This window comes from Streptomyces sp. XM83C (assembly GCF_023072675.1).
GTDB lineage: Bacteria > Actinomycetota > Actinomycetes > Streptomycetales > Streptomycetaceae > Streptomyces > Streptomyces thermocoprophilus.
Genome location: NZ_JALLGL010000204.1, coordinates 1 through 11070 on the forward strand (window position 1 = coordinate 1; position 11070 = coordinate 11070).

The 11070-nt window shown below is 71.9% G+C and carries 8 protein-coding genes, 2 pseudogenes and 1 riboswitch; of the genes and pseudogenes, 8 read left to right on the top strand and 2 right to left on the bottom strand.

The window, feature by feature from the left end; genetic code table 11:
- The 5 genes and pseudogenes from MTQ10_RS21250 to MTQ10_RS21270 all read left to right on the top strand — a co-directional run.
- Nucleotides 1-236, top strand: a 236-nt coding sequence (locus MTQ10_RS21250) for a flavodoxin-dependent (E)-4-hydroxy-3-methylbut-2-enyl-diphosphate synthase (RefSeq protein WP_247470679.1), incomplete at its 5' end; no start/stop codon positions are given.
- Nucleotides 237-267: 31 nt separating this feature from the next.
- Nucleotides 268-2139 (top strand): annotated as a pseudogene (gene dxs, locus MTQ10_RS21255) (1-deoxy-D-xylulose-5-phosphate synthase); the annotation flags it as partial.
- Between the two features lie 281 nt (nucleotides 2140-2420).
- The gene (locus tag MTQ10_RS21260; protein ID WP_247470682.1) at nucleotides 2421-3860 is read left to right on the top strand and encodes an aspartate aminotransferase family protein; all 1440 of its coding nucleotides are present in this window, start codon (nucleotides 2421-2423) and stop codon (nucleotides 3858-3860) included.
- 233 nt (nucleotides 3861-4093) lie between these two features.
- Entirely contained in the window at nucleotides 4094-4663 is a 570-nt protein-coding gene (locus MTQ10_RS21265) for a helix-turn-helix domain-containing protein (protein ID WP_247470714.1), read from the top strand.
- Complete coding sequence (locus tag MTQ10_RS21270; protein ID WP_247470686.1) at nucleotides 4660-4782, top strand: DUF6126 family protein; 123 nt, start codon at nucleotides 4660-4662, stop codon at nucleotides 4780-4782. Before MTQ10_RS21265 ends, MTQ10_RS21270 begins: the two co-directional genes overlap by 4 nt.
- Nucleotides 4783-4898: 116 nt before the next feature.
- Here the strand turns inward: MTQ10_RS21270 and MTQ10_RS21275 are convergent, their stop codons facing one another.
- Nucleotides 4899-5696, bottom strand: a complete 798-nt coding sequence (locus MTQ10_RS21275; RefSeq protein ID WP_247470689.1) for a tyrosine-protein phosphatase — start codon at nucleotides 5694-5696, stop codon at nucleotides 4899-4901.
- A gap of 519 nt (nucleotides 5697-6215) precedes the next feature.
- A riboswitch (cyclic di-AMP (ydaO/yuaA leader) is annotated at nucleotides 6216-6376 on the top strand.
- A 2-nt stretch (nucleotides 6377-6378) separates the two neighbouring features.
- On the opposite strand from MTQ10_RS21275, the gene MTQ10_RS21280 reads away from it, so the two are divergent.
- Nucleotides 6379-7302, top strand: a complete 924-nt coding sequence (locus MTQ10_RS21280) for a M23 family metallopeptidase (protein WP_247470692.1) — start codon at nucleotides 6379-6381, stop codon at nucleotides 7300-7302.
- Between the two features lie 421 nt (nucleotides 7303-7723).
- Complete coding sequence (locus tag MTQ10_RS21285) at nucleotides 7724-8509, top strand: SGNH/GDSL hydrolase family protein (protein ID WP_247470718.1); 786 nt, start codon at nucleotides 7724-7726, stop codon at nucleotides 8507-8509.
- Between the two features lie 184 nt (nucleotides 8510-8693).
- Here the strand turns inward: MTQ10_RS21285 and MTQ10_RS21290 are convergent, their stop codons facing one another.
- On the bottom strand, nucleotides 8694-10211 hold the full coding sequence (locus MTQ10_RS21290) for a glycoside hydrolase family 43 protein (RefSeq protein ID WP_247470694.1): 1518 nt from the start codon (nucleotides 10209-10211) through the stop codon (nucleotides 8694-8696).
- 501 nt (nucleotides 10212-10712) lie between these two features.
- On the opposite strand from MTQ10_RS21290, the pseudogene MTQ10_RS21295 reads away from it, so the two are divergent.
- Nucleotides 10713-11070 (top strand): annotated as a pseudogene (locus tag MTQ10_RS21295) (hypothetical protein); the annotation flags it as partial.

An 11070-nucleotide genomic window follows, 5' to 3' on the forward strand; every position in this document is an offset into this window, starting at 1 on the left:
GCGTCGCCGTCATGGGCTGCGTCGTCAACGGCCCCGGCGAGGCCCGCGAGGCCGACCTCGGCGTCGCCTCCGGCAACGGCAAGGGGCAGATCTTCGTCAAGGGCGAAGTGATCAAGACCGTACCCGAGTCCAAGATCGTCGAGACTCTGATCGAAGAGGCGATGAAGATCGCCGAGCAGATGGAAGGGGAGGGCACCGCGCGAAAGCCCGGGAAACCGGCAGTGACGGTGAGCTGACGTACGGCACGGACCGAGAGGGGGCCCGAGCGTGACCATTCTGGAGAACATCCGGGGACCACGCGACCTGAAGGCGCTGTCCGAAGCGGAACTCGGCGAACTCGCCGAGGAGATACGGGAGTTCCTGGTGCACGCGGTCGCCAGGACCGGCGGTCATCTCGGGCCCAACCTGGGCGTGGTGGAACTCACCGTCGCCCTGCACCGGGTCTTCGAGTCGCCGGTCGACCGCATCCTGTGGGACACCGGACACCAGAGCTACGTCCACAAGCTTCTGACGGGACGGCAGGACTTCTCCAAGCTGCGCGGCAAGGGCGGCCTGTCCGGCTACCCCTCGCGGGAGGAGTCCGAGCACGACGTCATCGAGAACAGCCACGCCTCCACCGCCCTCGGCTGGGCGGACGGCCTCGCCAAGGCACGCCAGGTGCAGGGCGAGAAAGGGCACGTCGTCGCCGTCGTCGGCGACGGCGCCCTCACCGGCGGCATGGCCTGGGAGGCGCTGAACAACATCGCGGCGGCCAAGGACCGGCCGCTGATCATCGTCGTCAACGACAACGAACGTTCCTACGCGCCGACCATCGGCGGCCTCGCCAACCATCTGGCGACGCTGCGCACCACCGACAGCTACGAGAAGGTCCTCGCCTGGGGCAAGGACGTCCTCCAGCGCACCCCGGTCGTCGGCACCACCCTCTACGAGGCCCTGCACGGCGCGAAGAAGGGCTTCAAGGACGCCTTCGCCCCGCAGGGCCTCTTCGAGGACCTCGGCCTGAAGTACGTCGGCCCGATCGACGGGCACGACATCCGCGCGGTCGAGTCCGCGCTGCGCCGCGCCAAACGCTTCCACGGCCCGGTGCTGGTGCACTGCCTCACCGAGAAGGGCCGCGGCTACGAACCCGCCCTCGCCCACGAGGAGGACCACTTCCACACCGTCGGGGTGATGGACCCCCGCACCTGCGAACCCCTCGTCCCCTCCAGCGGGCCGTCGTGGACGTCGGTGTTCGGCGAGGAGATGGTCCGTATCGGCGAGGAACGCGACGACGTCGTCGCGATCACCGCCGCCATGCTGCACCCCGTCGGCCTCGGACCGTTCGCCGCCCGCTTCCCCGACCGGGTGTGGGACGTCGGCATCGCCGAACAGCACGCGGCCGTCTCCGCCGCCGGACTCGCCACCGGCGGACTCCACCCGGTCGTCGCCGTCTACGCCACCTTCCTCAACCGGGCCTTCGACCAGCTGCTCATGGACGTCGCCCTGCACCGCTGCGGCGTCACGTTCGTCCTGGACCGGGCCGGCGTCACCGGTGTGGACGGGCCCTCGCACAACGGCATGTGGGACATGTCGATCCTCCAGGTCGTGCCCGGCCTGCGGATCGCCGCCCCGCGCGACGCCGACCAGCTGCGCGCCCAGCTGCGCGAGGCCGTCGCCGTGGACGACGCGCCGACGCTGGTCCGCTTCCCGAAGGAGTCGGTCGGGCCGCGCATCCCGGCCGTCGACCGGGTCGGCGGCATGGACGTGCTGCACCGCGCCGAGCGGCCCGAGGTGCTGCTCGTCGCCGTCGGTGTGATGGCGCCGGTCTGCCTCCAGGCGGCCGAGCTGCTCGAGGCCCGCGGCATCGGCTGCACCGTCGTCGACCCCCGCTGGGTCAAGCCGGTGGATCCGGAGCTGCCCGCCCTCGCCGCCCGGCACCGGCTCGTCGCCGTCGTCGAGGACAACAGCCGGTCGGCCGGGGTGGGCAGCGCGGTGGCGCTGGCCCTGGGCGACGCCGATGTGGACGTGCCCGTACGGCGGTTCGGCATCCCGGAGCAGTTCCTCGCGCACGCCAAGCGCAGCGAGGTGCTGGCCGACATCGGGCTCACGCCGGTCGAGGTCGCCGGGCGGATCGGCGCGAGCCTGGCGGTGCGGGAGGCGCGGGACGTGACCAAGGGCCGGGGCGACCTGGGCGACCCGGAGGGCCGTGAGGGCTCCACGGCCGGTGCGGTGCAGGGCACCACGGGCGCCGCGAAGGGCCGCGCGGCCGGTGCGGTGAAGGGCACCGGAGCAGGCGCCTCGAAGGGCACGCGGGCCCGGACCGCGAAGCGTGCCCCCGCCAGGGGCAGAAGCACCCGTGCCGCGACGACGGACGCAGGTGCGGGCACCGGCACGGACGCCGGTCCGGTCGACGAGCAAGAGCTGTCCGAGGAGACACAGCGATGACAACCGCGGAACCCGCGTCCCCCTCGCCGTCCCGGCCCGGCGGGTCCGGCTCGCCCGGCCGGTTCGACCTGGGGGCGCTGCTGGCCGCGCGCGGAGCCGAGCGCTACGAGCTGCACAGCAAGTACCTCAACCACCAGCTCCCGCGCATGCTGCACACCATCGGCTTCGACAAGGTGTACGAGCGTGCCGAGGGCGCCCACTTCTGGGACGCGGACGGCAACGACTACCTGGACATGCTCGCCGGGTTCGGGGTGATGGGCCTGGGCCGCCACCACCCCGTGGTCCGGCAGGCGCTGCACGACGTCCTCGACCTGAACCTGGCCGACCTCACCCGGTTCGACTGCCAGCCGCTGCCCGGCCTGCTCGCGGAGCGGCTCCTCGCGCACAGCCCGCATCTGGACCGCGTGTTCTTCGGCAACAGCGGCACCGAGGCCGTCGAGGGCGCGCTGAAGTTCGCCCGCTACGCCACCGGCAAGCCGCGCGTCCTGTACTGCGAGCACGCCTTCCACGGCCTGACCACCGGCTCCCTGTCCGTCAACGGCGAGTCCGGCTTCCGGGACGGCTTCGCCCCGCTGCTGCCCGACACCGCCGTACCCCTCGGCGACCTGGACGCGCTCGCCCGCGAGCTGCGCAAGGGCGATGTCGCCGCGCTGATCGTGGAGCCGATCCAGGGCAAGGGCGTCCACGAGGCCCCGCCCGGCTATCTGCGGGCCGCGCAGGAGCTGCTGCACCGGCACAAGGCGCTGCTCATCGCCGACGAGGTGCAGACCGGCCTCGGCCGCACCGGCGACTTCTACGCGTACCAGCACGAGGAAGGCGTCGAGCCCGACCTGGTGTGCGTCGCCAAGGCGCTGTCCGGCGGCTATGTCCCGGTCGGCGCCACCCTCGGCAAGGACTGGATCTTCAAGAAGGTGTACTCGTCGATGGACCGCGTCCTGGTCCACTCGGCGAGCTTCGGCTCCAACGCACAGGCCATGGCGGCCGGGCTCGCCGTGCTGTCGGTCATGGAGAACGAGCAGACCGTCGCCAACGCCCGCACCATGGGCGAGCTGCTGAAGTCCCGGCTCTCCGCGCTGATCGACAAATACGAGCTGCTGGCCGACGTACGCGGCCGGGGCCTGATGATCGGCATCGAGTTCGGCAAGCCGCAGTCGCTGAAGCTGCGCAGCCGCTGGGCGATGCTCCAGGCCGCCCGCAAGGGCCTGTTCGCCCAGATGGTCGTCGTACCGCTGCTCCAGCGCCACCGGATCCTCACCCAGGTCTCGGGCGATCACCTGGAAGTGATCAAACTGATTCCGCCGCTGGTGATCGACGAGGGGGACGTGGACCGCTTCGTGGACGCCTTCACGGCGGTCATGGACGACGCGCACAGCGGCGGCGGGCTGATGTGGGACTTCGGCAAGACACTGGTGAAGCAGGCGGTGGCGAACCGCTGAACCCGCCGGGCCGGGCGCCTCACCGCCGGGCCGAGACCGGCTTTTGCCTCTGAGGCAAGAAATTTGCCGCTGGGGCAAAGCTGCGCCTCAATGGAGGCATGAGCAGCTCCTCCGACAGCCCGACGGCCGACGGCCCGGCCTCCGACGGTCAGGCATCCGGACACCCGGCCGCTGACGGTCGGGCACCGGAAGCCCCGCTCGCCGAGGGCCGCGCTTCCGACGCCCTGCCGGCCATGGCGCCCCAGCTGCGCGCCCTGCGCCGGCGGGCCGGGCTCACCCTGGAGGCGGCGGCCCGCGCCGCCGGTCTCTCGCCGGCCCATCTCTCCCGGCTGGAGACCGGGCAGCGTCAGCCTTCTCTGCCCGTGCTGCTCGCACTGGCCCGCATCTACGGTACGACGGTCTCCGAGCTGCTCGGCGAGACGGTCATCGACCGGGACGCCGTGGTCCGCCACGCCGACATGGAACCGACGGCGGCGGGCGGCTGGACGTACTGGCAGGCGGGCGCGCCCGGCCGGGGCATGCAGGCCCTGCGGGTGCGTGTCCCCTACGGCGCGCAGGGCGACATCGTGCGCGTCCACCCCGGCGAGGAGTGGCTGTACGTCCTCGCCGGGCGGCTCGTGCTGCGCCTCGGCGACACCACGCACCGGTTGGGGCCCGGGGACAGCGCCCACTTCGACTCGCTGACCCCGCACCGTATCGCCGCCCAGGACGCGGACGGCGCGGAGCTGCTGTTCGTCCACACGCTGCTTCAGAGCCCGACGGCCACGCTGTGCCTCGGCCACACCCCAGGAGTCACACCATGAGCGACCGCGAGGAGAGCTTCCCCCGCACCCTGTGGATCCGGCTGATCATCTACATCGCGGTCGGCCATGTGCTGGCCGCGTTCATCTGGCTGCTGTTCGAGGTGGGCGCCAAGCAGTAGCCGTACGGCGGTCGGGCAGAGCCGTACGGCGTCACGGAACCCTCTGCGGCCCGACGCCCCTGCGGCAGGCACCCCCTGCGACCGGCAGCCCTGCTGTCCTCGGCCTTACGGCCCCGTCAGTCGAGCAGGCGCTCGCGGAGGGTCTCGCGCGTCGCGGGCGCGAGGCCGAGCCCCTTCTCCAGGTAGGGGTCGACGCCGCCCCAGGTCTCCTCGATGGTCTCGAACGCGGCCGTCAGATACTCGGTGCGCGCATCGAACAGGGGGCTGAGCAGCTCCATGATCTCGGGGGAGTAGGCGTCGCCGGAGCCGTTGCTGCGGCGCACCTTGTAGCGGCGGTGCTTGGCGTTGGACTCCAGATAGTCGGCGATGATCGCCTCCCGCTCCACGCCCAGCGCGAGCAGGGTGACCGCGATCGACAGCCCGGCCCGGTCCTTGCCGGCCGCGCAGTGCATGAGGGCGGGGACGCTGTCGTCGGCGAGCGCGTGCAGCACACGGGAGTGCTCGGCGGTGCGCTCCTTGATGACCTGCCGGTAGGAGGCGATCATGCGGGCCGCGGCCTTGCCGTCGCCGAGGATGGTGCGCAGCTGCTCGATGTCGCCGTCGCGGACCATCTTCCAGAACTCGGCGCCGTCGGCGGGGTCGCTCAGCGGCAGGTTCACGTTCCGCACGCCGGGCAGGGCGACGTCCGGGCCCTCCAGCTTCTGGTCGGCGGCGTTGCGGAAGTCGAAGATCGTGTGCAGGCCCAGGGAGGACAGGAAGGCGGCGTCCTCCTGCGTCGCGTGGGCGAGGTGGCCGCTGCGGAACAGTACGCCGTGCCGCACCCGACGTCCGTCGACCGTGGGCAGGCCGCCCACGTCGCGGAAATTGCGCACTCCGGCCAGGTCGGGTTCGGTCGACGGCACCTGCTGCGTCACGAAGGGCTCCTCCCTCTATGCCCCCGCCGGCTCGGATCGGGGGTGTGCTCCCGCCGGTTCGGCTCGGGGCCCGACGGGATGTGCCTTCCGACGATACGACATACGTTCCCGGGGCAACGGGTTGTCCACAGGCGCTCGACGGGGGCGCTTCGGGGCACAGTGCGGAGACTGCGACTCCATACGCCGGTTCTCCCTACTGCCCTCTTTTGGGTCGTCTGTCCGAATTACAGCCTTAATGCCAACTCACCATGAAATAGCGGGACGTGACGACAGCTCGCGTGAGGAGCGTCATAACCGTGACCGTCCGTCGCCCGTCATGTCCACGTAATTCCGGCCTCTTTGCTGGGGAATTGCCGTTGTGAACCCATGAGGAATGCACAGAGGGTGACCGGAAAATTCGGGCACTGGATCAAGCGGAAAGGCCATTCGCGGAACCATGCGCTTGTTTCCGCGCGTCTTGCTCGCTTACGTTCCACACCGATCCGGGCGGAACGCCGAATCCTGCCGCCGCCTGGAGCCCGCTCACACTCACCCGTGCTCGGCAGGAGCGGGGGACCCACAGGTAAGACCGCCTGTTCCGGTTCCCGGAAAGGCTTGGGGTACAGCCGCGTGGAATACGCGGCCGGACATCTCCAGTCCGCACCCGACAGCTCACCTCGCAGGCGCCGGAGAGGAATTCGCCATGCCCGCGAAGGGTAAGCACCGCCGTCCCAAGGCCCAGCGTCTCACCCGTACGATCGCCGCCGCCGGCACCGGCGGCGCCGCACTCGCCCTCCCGATCCTGGGCGCCACCGGCGCGCACGCCGCCACCCCCCAGTCGGCCCCCGACAAGGCCGTCCGGTCGGCGCCCGTCGCCGCCACGAAGAAGGCCGCGCCGCAGACCGGCACCACCACCGGCGCCCGTGTCTACACGGTCAAGCCCGGCGACTACCTCTCGAGGATCGCCGTGGAGCAGCACGTCCGCGGCGGCTGGCAGAAGCTGTACGCCGACAACCGCGAGGCCATCGGCAGCGACCCGTCGCTGATCCACCCCGGCCTGAAGCTCGCCCTCGGCAAGAAGGCCACGCACACCACGAGCGGCGGCGCGTCCGTGAAGAAGTCCGCGTCCTCCGCCCCGAAGACGCGGACGGCGCCGAAGGCACAGCCGTCCGAGAAGTCGTCCGCCGCGACGACGACGGCCGCGCAGACCGCCGCCACCGGCTACACCCTCCCCGTCAGCAACCCGACCGTCGGCACCCCGTACCACCTGGCGGGCGGCATGTGGTCCAGCGGCTACCACACCGGCGCCGACTTCGTCGTCCCGACCGGCACCTCGGTCAGGGCCGTCGCCGCCGGCACGGTCGTCTCCGCCGGCTGGGGCGGGGCGTACGGCAACCAGGTCGTCATCCGCTTGAACGACGGCTACTACGCCCAGTACGCCCACCTCTCCCAGCTGTCCGTCTCCGCCGGGCAGTCCGTCGCCGCGGGCCAGCAGCTCGGCCTGTCGGGTGCCACCGGCAATGTGACCGGCCCGCACCTGCACTTCGAGATCCGCACCACGCCGAACTACGGCTCCGACGTCGACCCGGTCGCCTACCTCCGCTCGCACGGCGTCTCCGTCGGCTGACCCCCGGACGGGACACCGCGGCTCCCGGGGACCGGAGCCGCACCCGCCCGCCACGCACCGCCGAAGGCCGGACCTCCTTCCCCTGGGTCCGGCCTTCGGCTGTTCCCGCAGGTGCCGCAGGTCCGCTCCGCGGCAACGCGCCTCCCGGCGCGATCCGGCCGCACACCACGGCGGACCGCAGGGCCGCGCCGGGCCTGCGGTGCAGCGGCCCGCCGGGCTGTCCGGTCCAGGCCGAGCAGCGTGCTCCGGGCCGGGCCGCCGTGCTCCGGGGCACGGTTATTCCCGCCTCGGCCGACACGTCGAGGAATCCGGCGTGGCTTATCTCACCGTCCGTCAACCCCTGCCTACGGTCGCGTAGGTCACATTCGAGGGTGAATCATGGCCTGCTGTGGCAGACGATTCGAAGAGTGACAGCAGATCAGTGATCGGGTCGTACGTGGCGCTGGGGGACAGCTTCACCGAAGGCGTGGGCGACCCCGGCCCCGACGGGCAGTTCGTGGGCTGGGCCGACCGGTTCGCGGTCCTGCTCGCCGACCGGCGGCCCGAAGGCGACTTCCAGTACACCAACCTCGCCGTGCGCGGGAAGCTCCTCGACCAGATCGTGGCCGACCAGGTTCCGCAGGCCGTCGCCATGGCGCCGGACCTGGTGTCGTTCTGCGCCGGCGGCAACGACATCATCCGCCCCGGCACCGACCCCGACGAGGTCGCGGAACGGTTCGAGCGGGCGGTGGCGCAGCTCGCCGCGGCGGCGGGCACGGTGATGGTGACGACGGGATTCGACACCCGTGGCGTGCCGCTGCTCAAACACCTGCGCGGCAAGATCGCCACGTACAACGGGCATGTGCGGGCCATCGCCGACCGCTACGGCTGCCCGGTGCTCGACCTGTGGTCGCTGAAGTCCGTGCAGGACCGGCGGGCCTGGGACGACGACCGGCTGCACCTGTCGCCCGAGGGCCACACGCGCGTGGCGCTGCGCGCCGGCCAGGTCCTCGGCCTGGACGTGCCGGCCGACCCCGAGCAGCCGTGGCCGCCGCTGCCGCCGCGCGGCACGCTGGAGGTGCGGCGCGACGACGTCCACTGGGCGCGCGAGTACCTGGTGCCGTGGATCGGCCGCCGCCTGCGCGGCGAGTCCTCCGGCGACCATGTCACGCCCAAGGGCACGCTCTCCCCGGAGGACATCAAGAGCCGTATCGCGGCGGTGGCCTGACCGGCGCGCACACCGGACGGGACCCGGGCCGGGGCGCCGCCACGTCGGCGCCCCGGACACGCGCGCGGGTGACGCGTTCGGCGCGCCGCCCGTGCGCGCGTGTCCCGGCGGCGACCCGAACGCCTCGACACCAGAAGGACCTCCGCAGGGCGTTCAGGGTGATGTCCGGGGCGCCGGGAGAGCGTCAGGCGGCTCCCTCGGACCCGTACTCGAACCAGTCGAACCGCACGGTGCCCTCCGCGGCGTACATGCCGATGACCCGCCCGGTGAAGCCGCCGGTGACCTCGGTGGACAGATAGCGCCCGTCGAGCGAGGCGAGCGCGGTGAACGCGCCGTCCGGGTCCTCGTACCCGAGGGAGACCGCATCGGGCCCGGTGCACGGGCCGTGCGGCCCGGCCGGTTCCGCGATCCGGACCCCGAGCACCACCGGCCCGTCCGGCAGCGGCCGTTCGGCGACGACGGACCGCAGATCGCCGACGCGTGCGACGACCTGCACGCGCGTGCCGTCCACCTCGACCTCGTAGTGGTGCCGTTCGTCCAGCCGTACGGCGAGACCGCCGCGCCCCTCCGACGCGTCGACGAGGGTGCGGGCCCGGCAGGTGTGGTGCTGCTGACGCCGCCCGGTGAAGATCACGTCGGGCTCGTCCAGCGAGCCGCCCCGCGCCCGCAGAGTCAGCCATCCGGGACGCTCGTCGAGGCTCCAGTGCCCGGCGGGCCGTTCACGCACGGAGATCCAGTACGGCCGCAGCGCCGCGCCGTCGAAGTCGTCCCGCGCCGCCTCGACGGGGGCGGGGGAGAGCGGCCACGGCAGGGAGGCCGGGTCGGGGGCGACCCCGCCGACGACGGGCCAGCCGTCCTCCCATGTCACGGGTGCCAGGAACGTCTCACGTCCGAGCACATGCCAGCCGGGCGTCCCACCGCGGGGCCGCACACCCAGCAGCAGCATCCACCAGGAGCCGTCGGGGCCCTCGACCAGGTCGGCGTGGCCCGTGTTCTGTACGGGATGATCGGTGCCGCGATGGGTGAGGACCGGATTGGCCGGGCACGGCTCGAACGGTCCGTCCGGGGTGCGGGCGCGGGCCACCGACACGGCGTGCCCCCGCTCGGTGCCTCCCTCGGCGATGAGCAGATACCAGAACTCCCCGATCCGGTACAGATGCGGCGCCTCCGGTGCCTTGGCGCCGGGCGCCCCCGACCAGATCGGCCGCGGCTCCTCGTACGTCTTCCCGCTCACCGGGTCGATCCGCAACTGCGACACCCCGGCCACCGTGCACCAGCAGGTGCCGTCCTCGTCCCATGCCAGATCGGGATCGATGCCGGGCACACCGGGCGCCCACACGGGGTCCGACCAGGGCCCGGCGGGATCGGTGGCCGTCACGATCAGATTCCCGGCGCCCTCGGCGGTGTTGGTGACGATCAGCCAGAACCGTCCGTCGTGATACCGCAGCGTCGGCGCGTAGATCCCACCGGACGACGGCATCGAGGCGGGCAACCGCAGTTGCTCGGGCCGGTCCAGCACATTGCCGATCTGCGTCCAGTGAACGAGGTCCCGGCTGTGAAAGACGGGTACGCCCGGAAAATACTCGAAGCTGGAGCAGGCGAGGTAGTAGTCGTTGCCGACCCGGCACACACTGGGGTCGGGATGGAACCCCGCGATGACGGGGGCGGCGGACACGGCATCCGCGTCGAGCTGGTGGGGCACCCTCGGAATCCTTTCCTCACGTGAGCGTCGAAGCGCTTCACCAGGGAGTGACGCTAATGGAGAGCGTCAGACGCAACAAGACTCGGAATGTCGTCGATGCGCTTCGATGTGCGTGGGGGCCTCTCGATGCGCGTGGGGAGCCGAAGGCGCCGGAACCGACCGCCGAAGCCCTCGCCGCCCACCCGTCTGCATCGCGGAGAGCCGGGCCCCTTCCCGCACCCCGGACCCCACCTCAGGGCCGATTCCAGCCTCATCCCGCATGAACCGGATCAAGGCGCCGCACCCCCGAAGCGACCTGACGCCCGGCCTACGCATGTGATGAACTCGCGCAAGTTTGACGGGAGTTGTGGAGGTCGCCAGAATGCGGTTTGCTGTGCTGAGCAGCCGCTCAGCGGAGCGAGGCGCGGGGTACGGTCGCGCACGGCGCGGAGCTGTTCCTCCGTGCGCCTGCCGCTCGCGCTCCTGCCACCTCCCACACCTTCACCTTCACAGAGGCACCTCTTGTCACGTTCGCATGGGCTCAGAAGCCTCGCCGCACTCGCCGTGACCGTCTCCGCCACCGCCGCAGCACTGCCCGTGCTCGCGGCCGGTACGGCCGCCGCCACGCCGTCCGGCAAATGCCGGCCCGCCACCGTCCAGTACCGCATCCCCGGCGGCGAGTGGACCTCCGCCGGCGGCTTCCACCAGTGGAAGACCGCACCCGGCACCGTCGAGGTCCGGCTCGCCCCCGGCCAGCGGGTCGGCGAGGGCTGCAAGTACCCCGTCTCCCTCGCCGAATACACCACCGAGGGACCCGACTGGCCCACCTCCGGCCACCAGACGCTCGTCGACAAGGCGACCGTCTACCTCACCGCCGCCG